Raw genomic sequence first — 16,263 nt, 5'->3', positions numbered from 1 at the left:
CGCGTCTCGTGGAGAAACGCCTAATTGGCGGCGGTCTTCTTGCGGGAGCCGTTGGCGCGTTGCTGGCGTTCGTCTTCGCCCGCGTGTGCGCCGAGCCCGTCATCGCCCGCGCAATCGCCTTTGAAGACGGCCGCGCCGACGCCGAGAACGCCCACGGTGTGCACGAGCACGGCGCGGAGCTGTTCACCCGCGGCGTGCAATCGGGCCCCGGGCTGGGATTCGGTGTGCTGATCTTCGGCCTCGCCATGGGCGCGCTGTTCGCCGTGCTGTTCAGCGTGATCTATGCGCGGGCGCAAGTTGTTCAGCCGCAGCGGCTTTCGCTGCTGTTGGCGGCAGGCGCATTCGGGGCGGTGTACGTGGTGCCGTTCGTGAAATACCCGCCGAACTCGCCGGCCGTCGGGCAGGCCGACACGATCGGAGCGCGCACCGGCTGGTACCTGGTGATGGTGGTGCTGTCGGTGGTGCTGGCGATCGGCGCGGTATGGCTGGCGCGGCGGCTCGCAGCCCGGTTCGGCGTCTGGAACGCCGGGCTGCTGGCGGCCGCAGCGTATCTGGTGGCGATCGTGGTGCTGGCGGTGCCGCTGCCGACCGTCAACGAGACACCCGAACCGCTGCGCGACGCCGCGGGCACGATCGTCTATCCGGGATTTCCCGCCGACGTCCTTTACGAATTCAGGTTGCTGTCGCTGGCCACGCAGCTGGTGCTGTGGGCGGGCATCGGCCTGGTGTTCGCGGCGATCAGCGGGCGGCTGCTTTCGGTGCGGACGCGGCAGGCGTCGAGTATCGCGGCGTGACCGCCGTCGTCCGGCTGACGCTGCTCTCGCACGGCATGACGGACGCCATGGCGGGCGGGCGTTTTCCGGCCGACGAACCGCTGAACGCTCTCGGCCGCCGCCAGGTCGAGGCGACCGACGACGTCGCCGCGCAGCGCAGGATGTCCGGACCAGAGCGGCGCACCCGGCAGACCGCGAAACTGCTTGGCCTGCAAGCCGAAACGGAGCCGCTATTGGCCGACCTCGACTGTGGGCGGTGGCGCGGGGAGGCGCTTGAGGCCCTGCCGCCGGACGACGTCGAGGCTTGGCTGAGCCAACCGGGCGCCGCGCCGCACGGCGGCGAGTCGATCGCCGACCTGATCTTTAGGGCCGCGCGGTGGCTGGAGTCGTTGACCGCCAACCCATTACGCACAGTCGCGGTGACACACCCGGCGGTGATCCGGGCGGCCATCGTGGCGGCGCTGAACATCGACCCGGCGTCGTTCTGGCGGATCGACGTCGAGCCGGCCGGCCGCGTCGTCATGCACTTCCGCGGCGGCCGTTGGACTCTGCGGTTGTAGGCCTCAGCGCGGGGCGATCAGCGCGAACGCCTGCTTGGCGATCTTCAGCATCCAGCCGGTCACCGTCGGCCCGTGATCGCGGGGCCAGTTCAGCTGGAAGCTGACCACCCACGGCTGCCGCGTCTTGTCGACGGCATACCAGCTGAACGTCAGATCACCCGGCAGGCCACCGGCTTTCGCGCCGATGTACGGCCACACATTGTGGTCCAGCTGGATGCCCGCGACCGCGGAGAGGATCTCACGCACCGGCGCGGCCTTGCCGACCGCGTCGGCCTGCAGCGCCGCATGGACCCGACAGATGTCCTCGGCGTTGCCGTACCACTCCGCACCGTAGGAGGATGCCGGCGAATGGGCCCGCATCGGATCCGGGTCATACGGCGTGGAATTCGCCTGCTTCAGCAGTTGCGCGCGGACTTGCGGCGATCCGTGCTCCCATTGGCTGCGCAGGTCTGGCCGACCCCATCCGACGGAGAACAACTCGTACATGGTGGGGAACGGCGTCATGCTGGCCGGGTCGTGATGGCCGGCCGTGGCCAGCGCTTCGGAGATGGCGCGCGTTCCCATCTTCTCGATCAGCAGGTCGGTAGCCATGTTGTCACTGGTGGCGATCATCTTCTCGGCGGCGGTGCGTACCGAAACATGCGCTCCGGCAGGCAAAGCCAGCCCCGACGAGCCGACCGCCCGGCTCTTGTCGGTGACCGTCAGCTGGTCATCCCAGGCCACCGTCCCGTCCTTGATCGCGCCCGCCAGCGCGTGCAACACGTACAGCTTGAAAATCGATGCCAGCGGCAAGGATTCGTGTGTGTTGGTGCCCGCCACCGGATCGCAACGCCCATCGTCGACCTTGGCGACCTGATAGGAGTAGCGCGCACCGGTCTTGCTCAGCACCGCGTCGATGTCGTGCCACGAGCTGATGGTGGGCGCCTGGGTCTCGAGGTCGAAATGGTCCACCGAACCGGCGTCGTCGGTGTGAATCCGGATGTCTTGCCGGGCGCCGTAGGACGAGGTCAGGTGCAGGGTCGCCACGCTCGCGCCAAGGTCGACGCCGTTGAGCGTGAACGGCCGGTCCCACCACAGCGCCTCCATGGTGGTTTGAACCGACTCGACCTTGTCGGGCGCGGCAAGGGTGCCGACCCCGACCGGGCCGATCGGCCAGTCCGAGTTGAGCATGTCCAACGTCTGCTGGGCCCGGATGCCGGGCGGGGTGCGGGTGTCGATCTGTCGTCCCGGATTCGCCGCGTTCGCCTGCGGGGACGGGTTAGGGGCGCAACCGGGCGCCGAGGTCAACACCAACGCGGCGGCCGCGCTCAGCACCCACGCGCGGCGCCTGGCCGACAGCCCGCTAGCCAGCCTGCTTGTTGCCGGCAACGTCCATCACAACCTCGAATTCCAGCAGCGAGGCCCCGGTCGCCACCGGCTTCGCCCGCTCGCCGGAGTGCGCCTCGATGGCGGGCCCCTGCGCCCACGCCTGGAATGCCTCTTCGGACTCCCACTGGGTCACCACGAAGTAGCGGTTCTCGCCCTTGATCGGGCGGAGCAGCTGAAAGCCGAGGAAGCCGGGCTGGTTGTCGACGGCGTGCGCCCGGTGGGCGAACCGCTTCTCCAGTTCCGGGCCGGCGTCGGCGGGTACTTCGATTGCGTTGATCTTCACCACTGGCGACATGCCCGCTAGGCTACCTCGCCCATCCCCGTGCCCGGGTCGTGGGCGGTGCACGCAAGATGGTGCTATGCCCAGCCAGCTGTTGACTTGCCACGGGGGAGACGGCGACCCGCTGGTGCTGGTGCACGGCCTGATGGGACGGGGAACCACCTGGCCGCGGCAGCTGCCCTGGCTGACCCGGCTGGGCACTGTCTACACCTACGACGCGCCGTGGCATCGGGGCCGCGACGTCGAAGATCCGCACCCGATCAGCACCGAACGGTTCGTGGCCGACTTGGTCGACGCGGTGAGCACGCTGGAGGCGCCCGTCCGGGTGGTCGGGCATTCGATGGGCGCCCTGCACGCATGGTGCCTGGCCGCCGAGCGACCCGAGCTGGTTACCGCGCTGGTGCTCGAGGACATGGCGCCGGACTTCCGCGGCCGCACCACCGGCCCCTGGGAACCCTGGCTGCACGCCCTTCCGGTCGAATTCGGCTCCGCCGAGCGGGTTTTCGCCGAATTCGGACCGGTCGCCGGCCAATACTTCCTGGAGGCCTTCGACCGCACCGAAACCGGTTGGCGGCTGCACGGTCACACCGCGCGGTGGATCGAGATCGCCGCCGAGTGGGGCACCCGGGACTACTGGGCGCAGTGGCGCGCGGTGCGTTGCCCCGCGCTGCTGATCGAGGCCGGCAATTCGGTAACCCCGCCCGGGCAGATGCGGGAGATGGCCGAAACCGGCTTAGCTACAACGTATTTGAAGGTCCCGGAAGCCGGTCATCTGATTCACGACGAGGCGCCCGGGCTGTACCGCCAAGCGGTCGAGTCATTCCTCGCCGGCTAGGGCGAACCGGCCGTCGCGCGTCTGCGTCACCAAGCCGTCGGCCAGCAGCGAATACAGCGCCCGGTCGCGCTGTGCGGTGTCGGTCAGCCACGCTACGTCCAGGTCGGCGCGGGTCACCGGAGAGTCGTTGGCGCGCAACACATCCATCAGCCGCCCGCGGACCTGACGGTCGGTCCCGGCGTAGGCCTGAACGCGGCGCGCCGGGCCCTGCGCGGGCGGATAACCGGCGTGCCGCCACGCGCACCGGCCCAGCGGGCACAGCCCGCAGCGCGGCGCGCGCGCCGTACACACCGTCGCGCCCAGTTCCATCAGCGCGACGGAGAACTTCGGTGCCGTTCCGTCCTCGGGCAGCAGCGCCGACACGTCGGCGTGGTCGCGGGTCGCCGACGGCGCCCCCGCGTCGGCCAGGCCGTGCACCACCCGCGCCACCACCCGGCGCACGTTGGTGTCCACCACCGGAACAGGCTGTCCGTAGGCGAAGCAGGCGACGGCGCGGGCGGTGTAGCTGCCGACACCGGGCAGCGTCAGCAGGGTGTCGACGTCGTCGGGCACGACGTCGTCGTGCTCGCGCGCGACCGCGATGGCGCACTCGTGTAACCGCTTGGCCCGCCGCGGGTAGCCCAGCTTGCCCCAGGCGCGCAACACGTCGGCGGCGCTGGCCGCGGCGGTGGCCGACGCGGTGGGCCAGCGCCGCACCCAATCCGACCAGATCGGCAGCACCCGCGACACCGGGGTCTGCTGCAGCATGAACTCGCTGACCAGGATCTGCCAGGCGCTGACCCCGGGCTCGCGCCAGGGCAGGTCGCGGCGCGAGCTGTCGTACCAGGCGACAAGATTGGTGGCTGATATGAATTCCGGGCCCGTCAGACCCGTCACCTCTGCTTGCGGCACAATCTCTGCCATGCCTAACACCAGTCCGGTAACCGCTTGGAAGTCACTCAAGGAGGGTAACGAGCGATTCGTCGCCGGTAAGCCGCAGCATCCCAGCCAAAGTGTTGAGCATCGCGCCAGCCTGGCCGCCGGTCAGAGCCCGACCGCGGTCGTGTTCGGCTGCTCGGACAGCCGGGTCGCCGCCGAGCTCATCTTCGATCAGGGCCTGGGCGACATGTTCGTGGTGCGCACCGCCGGGCAGGCCATCGACACCGCGGTCTTGGGTTCCATCGAGTTCGCGGTGAGCGTGCTCAACGTGCCCCTCATCGTCGTCCTGGGTCACGACAGCTGTGGCGCGATCAAGGCCGCCCTGGGCGCCATCGACGAGGGATCCATCCCCGGCGGGTTCGTGCGCGACGTGGTGGAGCGGGTGGCGCCGTCGATCCTGATGGGCCGCCGCGACGGCCTGAGCCGCGTCGAGGAGTTCGTGGAACGACACGTCCGCGAAACCGTTGCGCAGCTCGTGTCGCGGTCCACGGCGATCGCCGAGCGCATCGCCGACGGCACGGTGGGCGTGGCCGGTGTCACCTACCACCTCGCCGACGGCCGGGCGGCGTTGTGCGACCACGTCGGCGACATAGGCGCCTGACAGGCGACCAATAGGCCACGCGCTCGGCCGCCACTACACGGCGGTTGGCCAGCAAACCTGGCGACACGCCGAGCCGGGTCAGCCGAATCGATGTGACCTGGGCCTACGCTGCGAACGTGCTCGATCTGGAACCGCGTGGCCCGCTACCCACCGAGATCTATTGGCGGCGCAGAGGCCTGGCCATTGGTATCGCGGTCGTCGTGATCGGGATCGTGGCCGCAGTCGTCATCGCATTCATGGGGCATAACGCGGGAGCCAAGCCCGCCAATGCCGACAAAGCCAGTGCCGCTCAGAACAAGCCGGGATCGCCTGCGCCCCAAGCGCCCCCACCGCCGGGACCCGAGGGCCCCGCTCCGGCGGCCCCGCCCGCGCAGGGTCAGAACCCCGAAACCCCCACACCCACCGCCGCGGTCCAACCGCCGCCGGTGCTGAAGGAGGGCGACGACTGCCCCGATTCGACGCTGGCGGTCAAGGGTCTGACCAACGCGCCCCAGTACTTCATCGGTGACCAGCCGAAGTTCACCATGGTCGTCACCAACATCGGCCTGGTGGCCTGCAAGCGCGACGTCGGCGCGGCGGTGCTGGCGGCCTACGTCTACTCGCTGGACAACAAGCGGCTGTGGTCGAACCTGGACTGCGCCCCGTCCAACGAGACGCTGATCAAAACCTTCACGCCGGGCGAGCAGGTGACCACCGCGGTGACCTGGACGGGCATGGGCTCGGCGCCGCACTGCCCGCTGCCGCGACCGGCGATCGGGCCGGGCACCTACAACCTCGTCGTGCAGCTGGGCAATCTGCGTTCGATGCCGGTTCCGTTCATCATGAACCAGCCGCCGCCACCACCGGGCCCGGTGCCCGGGCCGGGGCAGCCGGGCGCCGTGCCCCAGCCGGAGGCGCCGCCGATGGCCCCGCCGCCGGCCGGCTGAGGCCGCACAGGCTTTAACTCAATGAGTCGGTGATCGTCGACTCCGCCAGCTGCGACAGTCCCTCCCGCACGTGCCGAGCCCACATCGCGCCGATGCCGTCGACCGATTGCAGGTCGGTGGCGCTGGCGGCCAGCACGTTCTGCAGCGTCCCGAACGAGCGGACCAGTAGGTCGGCGTGGGCGAACTGCAGCCGCGGGATGCCGGCCAGCGCCTGGTAGCCGCGCGGGCTGACCGCCGAGTCCTGCGCCTCGGTGGTGGTCGGATACCCGAAAACCTTTGCCAGGATGGTGAAGTCGAGCAGCTCGGTATCCGAAAGCGCGTCCAGCTCGTCCAGCGTGGCCGTCGTCTGCATCTCGGACAACGGCTCCGGGCTGGCGTGATAATCACGCACGATCAGTTCGCGCGCGTTGTCGTTGCCGCCCAACAGCTCGTCGAGCTGCAGCCGCAGTTGGCGCCCGTCGGTGCCGAGTTCGACGACGTCGTTGTCGATCACCCGGCCGATCCGGCGGACCAGCTCCAGCCGCTGCACCACGGTCATGACGTCGCGCAGGGTCACGAAGTCCTCGATCTCCGCGCGGGACAGCTGCCTGCTGACCTCGTCGAGCCGGATCTTGTACCGCTCCAGGGTGGCGATGGCCTGGTTCGCCCGCGACAGGATGGTCGCCGAGTCGGCGACCACGTGGCGCTCGCCGCCCACGTAGACGGTCACGATGTTCATCGAGTGGCTGACCGAGATCACCGGGTATCCGGTCTGGATCGCGGCCCGCTCCGCGGAGCGGTGCCGGGTTCCCGATTCGTCGGTGGCGATCGACGGGTCCGGGACCAGCTGCACGTTGGCCCGCACGATGCGGCTGCCGTCAGTGGACAGCACCACGGCGCCGTCCATCTTCGCCAGCTCGCGCAGCCGGGTGGGGGCGTAGCGGACGTCGAGGGCGAACCCGCCGTCGCAGATGGCCTCGACGGCCTCGTCGTTGCCGAGCACGATCAGGGCGCCGGTACGCCCACGCAGGATGCGTTCCAGGCCGTCGCGCAGCCCGGTGCCTGGAGCCAGGCGGGCGACGGTCTCACGCAGCGTCGGACGGGTCACAAAAGGTCATTCTTCAGGCCGAAAGCGCCATGCGTCTAGCGATCGCAAGTTTGCGGGCGGGCCACCGCGGTGGTCGGCGATGTCGATCATGTGCTCCAGCGCCGCCACGATGGTGGGCGCGCGGAGCGCCCGCATGCCGTTCGGCACGATCTCGCGCCGCGGATCGTCCCCGTCCGGGATGAGCGCGATGGAAAACCCCTGGCGCGCGGCCTCGGACAGGCGCCGCTCCATGCCGCTGACCCGCCGCAGGTCGCCGGCCAATCCCACTTCGCCGATCATCACCGCCGTGGTGGGCAGCGGCAGGTCCGCGAGCGCCGAGGCCAGCGCGACCGCGACCGCCAGGTCCGACGACGGGTCGGTCAGCCGCATGCCGCCGACCGTGGACAGGTAGATGTCGTTGGCGGCGACGGGCAACCTGGCGTGCTTTTCCAGCACCGCGGTGATCATCGCGGCCCGCGATTGGTCGATGCCGCTGACGGCGCGGCGCGGCGAACCGCCGGCCGGCGTGGCGAGCAGCGCCTGCACCTCACCGATGAGCGGGCGCTTCCCGTCGAGGGTCACCGTGATCGCGGTCCCGGGAACCGGCGCCGGGCGCTGATCGAGGAACAGGTTCGACGGGTCGGCGACGCCCTCGATTCCGTTGTCGTGCAATAGGAAACACCCGACCTCGTCGGCGGCCCCGAACCTGTTCTTGATGCCCCGGACCATGCGCAGCGAGCCGTTGCGGTCGCCCTCGAAGTGCAGCACCACATCGACCAGATGCTCCAAGGAACGCGGCCCGGCGATCGCCCCATCCTTGGTGACGTGCCCGACCAGGATCAGCGCGACCCCATTGGATTTGGCCGCGGCGGTCAGCGCTGACGTCACCGCGCGCACCTGCGTGACGCCCCCGGCGACACCGTCGGCCTCGGTGGTCGACATGGTCTGCACCGAGTCGACGATCACCAGCGCGGGCTTGACCGTGGCGATGTGCTCGAGCACGGCGTGCAGATTCGATTCGGCGGCCAGATAAATTTCGTCGCTGCCACAGCCGATGCGGTCGGCGCGCAGCCGGATCTGGCCCGCGGACTCCTCACCCGAGATGTACAGCGCGCGGCGGCCGGATCGCGCCCAGCGATGGGCGACCTCGAGGAGCAGCGTCGACTTACCCACGCCCGGATCGCCGGCCAGCAGGGTGACCGAGCCGGGCACCACGCCGCCGCCGAGCACCCGGTCGAGTTCGCCTACCCCCGTGCTGCGGTGCCGGCTGGCGTTGGGCTCGACCGACGTGATGGGCACCGCCGGCGACGCCGTCGCCAGTCCGCTGCGCCGGCCGGCGACCGCACTGAGAACTGGAACCTCGTCAACGGTGCCCCAGGTGCCGCACTCCAGGCAGCGGCCGACCCACTTCGCGGTGACATGCCGGCATTCCGAACACCGGTATTGGGAGCGCGCTGTTGCCACGCCATGACGGTATCGAGCCGCTACGACAAGCCCGCGTCACGACAGGCGGTTACCCCGCTTGGTTTTGCTGCGGCGGCTTCAGCCCGGCCGAAATCGGCACGGCCACGGTGGCCTGCCCGGCCTTCTCGAAGTTGAAGGTGAAGTTGTAGAGGAGGCCGTTGGAGATGGGCTTGGCCAGGTTGACCGTCGCCTTGGCCGCCGCGGTGTTGGAACCGATCGGACCGGGTGCCACCTTCTCGCCCTCCGGCGTGCCGATGAACAGCGACCCGCCGGCGGGCAGTCGAGCGTCGCCGCTGACCGTCACCGTGCCGATGTCGCTGGTGATGCCGACCAGCCTGTCGGCGGTAATGGCCGACTGGTTGACGGCCACCAGCACCAGGTCCACGGTCCGGCCCGGCTGCAGGTAGTCGCCGGTTTGGCTGGCCTGAATCCGGATGTCGCGCAGCGCCACGTTGTTGAATGTGACCTTGTTGCCGTTGATGGCCGGCTCCTGGACCGCCATCTGCGAGACCTGACCGGCTCCGCAACCGCTGAGCAGAGCGGCCAGAACGGCCATCGCGCCGGCGACGGCGAGCGCGGGGTGGCCGAGGCGCATCTTGAAGCGGTTCACTCTCTCAAGCCTCCTGCTGAGCCGGTTCGACTAAATGCAACTATGCACAGTAGTAGCAAGGTCTCGCGCGCGATAGCGCGGGGCGCCAGACCTGCGCAGGAGCGGCGCAGGAGCTGATTTCAAGCCCGCCGCCGGGCCTCTCCGGGGGCGTTGGTAATGTGCTGCACTGCACGACTTGATCCCCATGTCAACCCCTAATCTTCGCGTGTTGTGCCCCTGACCTGCATCGTTGCTTCGCGCGTAGTTAGGTGGCCGTGTTAGGATGAAGTAACGAAAGGGGCTCGAATCAGATGATCTTCAAGGTCGGCGACACCGTTGTTTACCCGCATCACGGTGCTGCGTTAGTCGAGGCGATCGAAACCCGCACCATCAAAGGGGAGCAAAAAGAGTATCTCGTCTTGAAGGTGGCGCAGGGTGACCTGACCGTTCGAGTTCCCGCTGACAACGCCGAGTACGTCGGTGTTCGCGACGTCGTCGGACAGGAAGGCCTCGACAAGGTCTTCCAGGTGCTGCGCGCCCCGCACACCGAAGAGCCGACGAACTGGTCACGCCGCTACAAGGCCAACCTCGAAAAGCTTGCTTCCGGCGATGTCAACAAGGTCGCCGAGGTAGTCCGCGACCTGTGGCGTCGCGACCAGGAGCGTGGTCTGTCGGCCGGCGAGAAGCGGATGCTGGCCAAGGCCCGCCAGATTCTGGTCGGTGAATTGGCGCTGGCCGAGAGCACCGACGACGCCAAGGCGGAGACCATCCTCGACGAGGTTCTGGCCGCCGCTTCCTGAAGGTCCTGACACTTCGTTGGTCCCGGAGACGGGGTTGGCCCCGGAGACGGGCACCTCGGGCAAAGTAGTCGCTGTCGTTCCCGCCGCAGGGTCGGGCGAACGACTGGCCGCCGGAATTCCCAAGGCATTCTGTCTGGTCGACGGGCGCACGCTGCTACAGCGCGCCGTCGCCGGCTTGCTGGAATCCGGCGTCGTCGATCACGTCGCGGTGGCCGTCCCCGCCGACCGGATCGACGAGGCCAGGCGGCTCCTGGGTGATCACGTCGGCGCTGGACGGGTCACCGCCGTCGCGGGCGGCCCCGACCGCACCGAATCCGTCAGCCTGGCCCTGGCGGCCCTGCCCGCGGCGTCTGAGTTCGTGCTGGTGCACGACGCCGCGCGGGCGCTGACGCCCCCGACGCTGATCACCCGCGTGGTGGCGGCGCTGCGGGCCGGTCACGACGCCGTGGTGCCCGCGTTGCGTCTGCATGACACCATCAAGGCCGTGGACGCCAACGGGGTGGTCCTGGGGACGCCGGAGCGCGCCGGGCTGCGCGCCGTGCAGACTCCGCAGGGCTTCGCGGCCGACCTGCTGTCGCGTGCCTACCGCGCCGGGGCCGGGATGCCGGGTTTCACCGATGACGCGTCGCTGGTCGAGCATGTCGGCGGCCAGGTCCAGGTCGTCGAGGGCGATCCGCTGGCATTCAAGATCACCACGCAGCTCGATCTCTTACTGGCCGAGACCGTGGTGCGCGGGTGAACGGGCCGGATCCCTTTCCCAGGGTGGGGCTCGGCGTCGACGTACACCCGATCGAATCCGGCCGCCCGTGCTGGCTGCTGGGTCTGCTTTTCGCCGACGCCGACGGCTGTGCCGGACATTCCGACGGCGACGTCGCGGCGCACGCGCTGTGCGACGCGGTGTTGTCGGCGGCCGGGATGGGCGACGTGGGCGCGGTGTTCGGGGTCGACGATCCGCGCTGGCAGGGCGTCAGTGGCGCCGACATGCTGCGCCACGTCGCGGAGCTGACCGCGCACCACGGTTTCCGGATCGGCAACGCCGCGGTGCAGGTCGTCGGAAACCGGCCGAAGGTCGGTCCACGCCGCGACGAGGCGCAGCGGGTGCTGTCGGAGCTGCTGGGGGCGCCGGTCTCGGTGTCGGCGACGACGACCGACGGGTTGGGGCTGACCGGACGTGGCGAGGGCCTGGCCGCGATCGCCACCGCGCTGGTGATCGCCACCGGGTAAGCCCGCGCAGCGCCGGGCGCCTGGGAAGCACCCGGTAAGCTGGCACGTCGTGACCGATCGCGCCCGCTTGCGGCTACACGACACGGCGGCCGGTGCCGTGCGTGACTTCGTTCCGCTGCGCGAGGGTCACGTCTCCATCTACCTGTGTGGCGCCACCGTCCAGGGCCTGCCGCACATCGGCCATGTCCGCAGTGGGGTGGCCTTCGACATCCTGCGCCGATGGCTGATCGCCCGCGGCTGCGACGTCGCGTTCATCCGCAACGTCACCGACATCGAGGACAAGATCCTGGCCAAGGCGGCCGCCGCGGGTCGGCCGTGGTGGGAGTGGGCTGCCACCTACGAACGCGCCTTCAGCGCCGCCTACGACGCGCTGGACGTGCTGCCGCCGTCGGCCGAGCCGCGAGCCACCGGGCACATCACCCAGATGGTCGAACTGATGGAACGGCTGATCGAAACCGATCACGCCTACGCCGCCGGGGGCGACGTCTACTTCAACGTGCTCAGCTATCCCGAATACGGGCAGCTGTCCGGCCACAAGATCGATGACGTCCATCAGGGCGAGGGGGTCGCCACCTGCAAGCGTGACCAGCGCGACTTCACGCTGTGGAAGGGCGAAAAGCCCGGCGAGCCGTCATGGCCGTCGCCGTGGGGGCGGGGGCGCCCGGGCTGGCACCTGGAATGCTCCGCGATGGCCCGCACCTATCTCGGGCCGGAATTCGACATCCATTGCGGTGGAATGGATTTGGTCTTTCCGCATCACGAGAACGAGATCGCCCAGAGCCGCGCCGCCGGCGACGGATTCGCGCGCTACTGGCTGCACAACGGCTGGGTGACGATGGGCGGCGAGAAGATGAGCAAATCGCTGGGCAACGTGCTGGCCATACCGGCGTTACTGCAGCGCGTGCGCGCCGCCGAACTGCGCTACTACCTGGGCAGCGCCCACTACCGGTCGATGCTGGAATTCTCCGAGGTCGCCCTGCAGGACGCGGTGAAAGCCTATGTGGGCGTTGAGGACTTCCTGCATCGCGTTCGGGTGCGGGTGGGCGGCGTCGAGCCCGGGCAATGGACGCCAAAGTTCGCCGAGGCGCTCAACGACGACCTGGCCGTGCCGGCCGCGCTGGCCGAAGTGCACGCTTCCCGCGCGGAGGGCAACCGGGCCCTGGACTCCGGCGATCACGAAGGCGCGCTGCGACATGCGAACGCGATCCGCGCGATGATGGGCATCCTGGGTTGCGACCCGCTCGACGAACGCTGGGAGACCCGCGACGAGACATCGGCGGCGCTGGCCGCCGTCGACGTGCTGGTCCAGGCGGAGCTGGAGAATCGGCAGAAGGCGCGCGAGGAACGCAACTGGGCGCTCGCCGACGAGATCCGCGACCGGCTCAAGTACGCCGGAATCGAGGTCACCGACACCGCCGACGGCCCGCAGTGGGAGCTTTTGGCCCACGAAGAAAAACGCGACAAGTAAATGGCCGGCAACTCGCGTCGCCGTGGCGCGATCCGCAAGGAGGGCACCAAGAAGGGCGCCACCGTGGGTTCCGGGGGCCAGCGGCGCCGCGGCCTGGAGGGACGCGGCCCCACCCCTCCCGCGCACCTGCGCCCCAACCATCCGGCTGCCAAGCGCGCCAAGGCCGAGGCCCGTCGGCCGGCGCGGGGCCGCACCGACGAATCCGAGACGGTGCTCGGCCGCAACCCGGTGCTGGAGTGCTTGCGGGCCGGGGTGCCGGCCACCGCCCTCTACGTGGCGCTGGGCACCGAAGCCGACGAGCGGCTGACCGAATCCGTCACCCGCGCAGCGGATTTGGGAATCGCCATCCTCGAGGTGCCGCGCAACGATCTGGACCGCATGACCAGCAACCACCTGCATCAGGGAATCGCGTTGCAGGTGCCGCCCTACGACTACGCCCACCCCGACGATCTGGTTGCCGCCGCGATCGCCTCGCCGCCGGCGCTGCTGGTCGCGCTGGACAACATCTCCGACCCGCGCAACCTAGGCGCCATCGTGCGTTCGGTGGCGGCGTTCGGCGGCCACGGGGTGCTGATCCCGCAGCGACGGTCGGCCTCGGTGACCGCGGTGGCATGGCGTACCAGCGCAGGGGCCGCGGCCCGCATCCCGGTGGCGCGGGCCACGAATCTGACTCGGACACTGACGGATTGGGCCGCGCGCGGGTTGCGGGTGGTCGGGCTGGATGCCGGCGGTGACACCATGCTCGATGACATCGACGGCACCGATCCGCTGGTGGTCGTCGTAGGCTCGGAAGGCAAGGGTCTGTCGCGCCTGGTTCGGCAGAACTGCGACGAGGTCGTGTCCATCCCGATGGCCGGAAACACCGAGTCGCTGAACGCATCCGTCGCCGCCGGGGTGGTGCTTGCCGAAATCACGCGCCAGCGAAGGCATTGAGTGATCGCCCGCCTCGCCGCCGCGCTGCTGGCGATGGCGGTGTTGCTCGCCGGGCCGGCCACCGCGCAACCCCCGGAATTCGACCTGCAGGCCCACCGCGGCGGGCGCGGCGAGACGACTGAGGAATCGTTACGGGCCTTCGCCAAGGCGATCGAATTGGGCGTCAGCACATTGGAATTGGACATCGTCATCACCAAGGACGCGCAACCGCTGGTGTGGCATGACCCGACGATTCAGCCCGAGAAGTGCGCCGATACCGCTCCCGCATACCAGAATGACCCGCAGTATCCGTACGTCGGCAAGCTCGTGCACGACCTCACCCTGGCGCAGGTCGATACCTTGGACTGTGGGCACCTGCTCGGCGACTACCCGCGGGCCGAAGTGGTGCGGGGAAACAGGATAGCGACGCTGCCGCAGGTGTTCGCGCTCGCCGACTCCTACGGCGCCGACGCGATCCGCTACAACATCGAAACCAAGGTGGAGGCCGATCGGCCCGGCGCGTCTGCCGAACCGCAGGAGTTCGTCGACGTGATACTGGCCGCGGTCCGATCCGCGGGCAAGGTCGACCGCGTGCAGATCCAGAGCTTCGACTGGCGCACCCTGCCACTGGTGCGCGGCGCCGAACCGTCGATTCCGTTGGTGGCCCTGTACGACGATCACACCTGGGCGCCGGGCATGGGCGATCCCCTGATCGGCGCGCGGACGGTGGGCGCCGACATCGTCTCACCGGACTACCAGCTGGTCACCGGCAAGCCGTACGTCGAGCGCGCACATGCGTTGGGGCTCAAGGTCATTCCCTGGACGGTCAACGATGCCGCCGCCATGCGTCAGCAGATCGGCTTTGGCGTCGACGGCATCATCACCGATTACCCGACGGTGTTGCGCAGCGTCCTGGCCGAGCTCGGCATGCCGTTGCCCCCTAGCTACCGGCGCGGCTAGCGGGGGCCGCGCTTCCGGCCAGGTCGCCGTCCGCACGAGCCGGCCGCTCGTCGCCGGGGCGCGGTTTGCGGCGGTTGGCCAGGGCGGCCCGCCACACCATATTCGGGCGCAGCAGCCGGGTAGCGGGGTCGATGAGCGCGGTGACCTTGACGAAGCGGTCGACCGCGACGGGGTCGTATTCGGTGGCGGTGAGTATGCGATCGAGATACCCGTTGAGCATTCGGGTGAACAGCGGTGCGGTGCCCTCGATTTCGGGTAGGCACAGGTCCGGGTTGGCCGACAGCTCCCACGCCTGGCGGATCGGCACCGCGGCGGCCCGGAAGAATCGCCGCGCCAAATGCTTTGTGCCACCGGACAAGCAGTCACGCAGTGCCACCGCCTCCAGCGCGGCGACCGTCATGCCCTGGCCGTAGATCGGATTGAAGCTGCAGATCGCATCGCCCATGACCAGCAGGCCTTCGGGGAACTGCTGCATCTGGTCGTAGCGGCGCCATTGACTGGACGGCTGGCCGTGCCGGGTGGGCTCTCCGATGGGTTCGGCGGCCAGGACCGCTGCCAGCAGGTGGGGCGGCGCGCAGTCCCAGACGAACTCGCACATGGATATCAGGTCTATCGACGGCGGCGCGTGGCCCGCTACTCCGAAAACCGTGAACATCCAGGTGTCGTTCTCCGCGCGCAGCGTGCCCAGCCCGCGCGGCCGGCCCGGCACCGTCCCGACGACGAAGCCGAATTCGTGCAGCGCGTCCGGTGCCATGCGCAGGCATTGGCTCGCATAGGTCAGGTGCACCGGGACGTGCACCTCGGCCGGGCGCTCGTAGCCCAGGGCCGTCAGCCATGCCGGGGTGCGGGCGCCGCGCCCGGTGGCATCGAGCACCAGGTCCGCGCTCAGCGTGATGTCCTCGCGGGTCCGACGGTTGACGATTCGGGCGCCGGTGACGCGCCGGCGGTCCGGCGTCGTGGTCAGGTCCACGATGTCGTGCTCGTCGAGCAGGGTGACATTGGCGATGCGGCGCAGCCGCGCGCGGACGTGTTCTTCGAGGAAGGGCCGGGTGGCGAGATACGCGGCGAACGAGGGGGCGCCGCCGGTGCGCACCATCAGGTGCCCGCCCAAGTGATAGTAGAGCCGGGAGAGGTCGCGGCCATCCAGGTGATGTGCGCCGTCCATGACCATCTCGTCGAGGACACCGGGGAACAATTGCTCGAGCACCTGAGCGCCGCGGGGCAGCAGGCCATGGAGGTGGCGGCCCTGCGGCACGCCCCGGCGAGCGGCGGCGGTTTCGGGAGGGATGTCGGGCAGCGGATCGCGCTCCACCACCGTGACCGTGTGGAAGAACTCGCTGAGCGTGCGCGCGGCGACCAGACCCGCCATGCTCGCTCCCAGTACCAATGCGTGATTGCCGACCTTTGCCATACTCCACCACCTGTGCTGAGCGCCTGACTAACAAAAGCCATGCTCATGCCCCGAAAACGGGGCCGACAGCGTAGTCGACTACGTCATTGCTGCGCGGCGGCTACACGT

At 69.4% G+C, this 16,263-nt stretch carries 18 protein-coding genes; 11 read left to right on the top strand and 7 right to left on the bottom strand.

From position 1 onward, the window contains the following. Positions 1-8: 8 nt before the first annotated feature. Both AC5Y30_RS05145 and AC5Y30_RS05140 read left to right on the top strand, forming a co-directional pair. Complete coding sequence (locus tag AC5Y30_RS05145; RefSeq protein ID WP_499917039.1) at positions 9-794, top strand: CbtA family protein; 786 nt, start codon at positions 9-11, stop codon at positions 792-794. Beyond that, positions 791-1,333: a histidine phosphatase family protein gene (locus AC5Y30_RS05140; RefSeq protein WP_499917037.1), complete on the top strand. Its 543-nt coding sequence runs from the start codon at positions 791-793 to the stop codon at positions 1,331-1,333. The genes AC5Y30_RS05145 and AC5Y30_RS05140 overlap by 4 nt, the downstream gene beginning before the upstream one ends. 3 nt (positions 1,334-1,336) lie before the next feature. On the opposite strand, the gene AC5Y30_RS05135 is transcribed toward AC5Y30_RS05140, so the two are convergent. Next, positions 1,337-2,701: a serine hydrolase gene (locus tag AC5Y30_RS05135; RefSeq protein ID WP_499917035.1), complete on the bottom strand. Its 1,365-nt coding sequence runs from the start codon at positions 2,699-2,701 to the stop codon at positions 1,337-1,339. Beyond that, positions 2,676-2,996, bottom strand: coding sequence for a mycobilin-forming heme oxygenase MhuD (mhuD, locus tag AC5Y30_RS05130; RefSeq protein ID WP_007772332.1), 321 nt, complete (start codon positions 2,994-2,996; stop codon positions 2,676-2,678). Before mhuD ends, AC5Y30_RS05135 begins: the two co-directional genes overlap by 26 nt. A gap of 64 nt (positions 2,997-3,060) precedes the next feature. Between mhuD and AC5Y30_RS05125 the strand changes: the two genes are divergently transcribed. Further along, the gene (locus AC5Y30_RS05125; RefSeq protein WP_499917032.1) at positions 3,061-3,816 is read left to right on the top strand and encodes an alpha/beta fold hydrolase; all 756 of its coding nucleotides are present in this window, start codon (positions 3,061-3,063) and stop codon (positions 3,814-3,816) included. Here AC5Y30_RS05125 and AC5Y30_RS05120 read toward each other — a convergent pair. Then, positions 3,799-4,719: an iron-sulfur binding domain-containing protein gene (locus AC5Y30_RS05120; RefSeq protein WP_499917031.1), complete on the bottom strand. Its 921-nt coding sequence runs from the start codon at positions 4,717-4,719 to the stop codon at positions 3,799-3,801. The two genes, AC5Y30_RS05125 and AC5Y30_RS05120, sit on opposite strands and share 18 nt — an antisense overlap. On the opposite strand from AC5Y30_RS05120, the gene AC5Y30_RS05115 reads away from it, so the two are divergent. Both AC5Y30_RS05115 and AC5Y30_RS05110 read left to right on the top strand, forming a co-directional pair. Further along, on the top strand, positions 4,718-5,335 hold the full coding sequence (locus AC5Y30_RS05115) for a carbonic anhydrase (RefSeq protein ID WP_499917030.1): 618 nt from the start codon (positions 4,718-4,720) through the stop codon (positions 5,333-5,335). The genes AC5Y30_RS05120 and AC5Y30_RS05115 overlap by 2 nt on opposite strands. A 116-nt stretch (positions 5,336-5,451) precedes the next feature. Then, positions 5,452-6,261, top strand: a complete 810-nt coding sequence (locus AC5Y30_RS05110) for a hypothetical protein (RefSeq protein ID WP_499917028.1) — start codon at positions 5,452-5,454, stop codon at positions 6,259-6,261. A 13-nt stretch (positions 6,262-6,274) separates the two neighbouring features. Here the strand turns inward: AC5Y30_RS05110 and disA are convergent, their stop codons facing one another. The 3 genes from disA to AC5Y30_RS05095 are packed head-to-tail and all read right to left on the bottom strand — an operon-like array spanning position 6,275 to position 9,401. Next, positions 6,275-7,348, bottom strand: coding sequence for a DNA integrity scanning diadenylate cyclase DisA (disA, locus tag AC5Y30_RS05105; protein ID WP_064952044.1), 1,074 nt, complete (start codon positions 7,346-7,348; stop codon positions 6,275-6,277). Positions 7,349-7,354: 6 nt separating this feature from the next. After that, positions 7,355-8,791, bottom strand: a complete 1,437-nt coding sequence (gene radA, locus AC5Y30_RS05100; RefSeq protein WP_499917026.1) for a DNA repair protein RadA — start codon at positions 8,789-8,791, stop codon at positions 7,355-7,357. A gap of 49 nt (positions 8,792-8,840) precedes the next feature. Continuing rightward, complete coding sequence (locus tag AC5Y30_RS05095; protein ID WP_499917024.1) at positions 8,841-9,401, bottom strand: copper chaperone PCu(A)C domain-containing protein; 561 nt, start codon at positions 9,399-9,401, stop codon at positions 8,841-8,843. A 290-nt stretch (positions 9,402-9,691) separates the two neighbouring features. Here AC5Y30_RS05095 and carD point away from each other — a divergent pair, with 290 nt between their 5' ends. Genes carD through AC5Y30_RS05065 form a run of 6 tightly spaced genes read left to right on the top strand, consistent with a single transcriptional unit; the run spans position 9,692 to position 14,744 of the window. Next, a complete protein-coding gene (gene carD, locus AC5Y30_RS05090) occupies positions 9,692-10,180 on the top strand; it encodes an RNA polymerase-binding transcription factor CarD (protein WP_007166539.1) in 489 nt (162 codons plus the stop codon). A gap of 34 nt (positions 10,181-10,214) precedes the next feature. Beyond that, positions 10,215-10,919, top strand: coding sequence for a 2-C-methyl-D-erythritol 4-phosphate cytidylyltransferase (gene ispD / locus AC5Y30_RS05085; protein WP_499917634.1), 705 nt, complete (start codon positions 10,215-10,217; stop codon positions 10,917-10,919). After that, positions 10,916-11,404 carry a 2-C-methyl-D-erythritol 2,4-cyclodiphosphate synthase gene (gene ispF, locus AC5Y30_RS05080; protein WP_499917021.1) on the top strand — a complete coding sequence of 163 codons (489 nt, stop codon included), beginning with the start codon at positions 10,916-10,918 and terminating at the stop codon, positions 11,402-11,404. The genes ispD and ispF overlap by 4 nt, the downstream gene beginning before the upstream one ends. Before the next feature lie 49 nt (positions 11,405-11,453). After that, the gene (cysS, locus tag AC5Y30_RS05075) at positions 11,454-12,872 is read left to right on the top strand and encodes a cysteine--tRNA ligase (protein WP_499917019.1); all 1,419 of its coding nucleotides are present in this window, start codon (positions 11,454-11,456) and stop codon (positions 12,870-12,872) included. After that, positions 12,873-13,805 (top strand): 23S rRNA (guanosine(2251)-2'-O)-methyltransferase RlmB, encoded by a 933-nt coding sequence (gene rlmB / locus AC5Y30_RS05070; protein WP_499917017.1) that lies wholly within the window; start codon positions 12,873-12,875, stop codon positions 13,803-13,805. 33 nt (positions 13,806-13,838) lie between these two features. Then, entirely contained in the window at positions 13,839-14,744 is a 906-nt protein-coding gene (locus AC5Y30_RS05065; protein ID WP_499917633.1) for a glycerophosphodiester phosphodiesterase, read from the top strand. On the opposite strand, the gene AC5Y30_RS05060 is transcribed toward AC5Y30_RS05065, so the two are convergent. Then, positions 14,725-16,113, bottom strand: coding sequence for an FAD-dependent oxidoreductase (locus AC5Y30_RS05060; protein ID WP_499917015.1), 1,389 nt, complete (start codon positions 16,111-16,113; stop codon positions 14,725-14,727). The two genes, AC5Y30_RS05065 and AC5Y30_RS05060, sit on opposite strands and share 20 nt — an antisense overlap. Positions 16,114-16,263: the final 150 nt, after the last annotated feature.

The sequence above is a fragment of the Mycobacterium sp. NGS27 genome (assembly GCF_059813005.1).
Note: the sequence above shows the minus strand (reverse complement) of the source record. Positions and strands in the feature narration are given on the sequence as shown.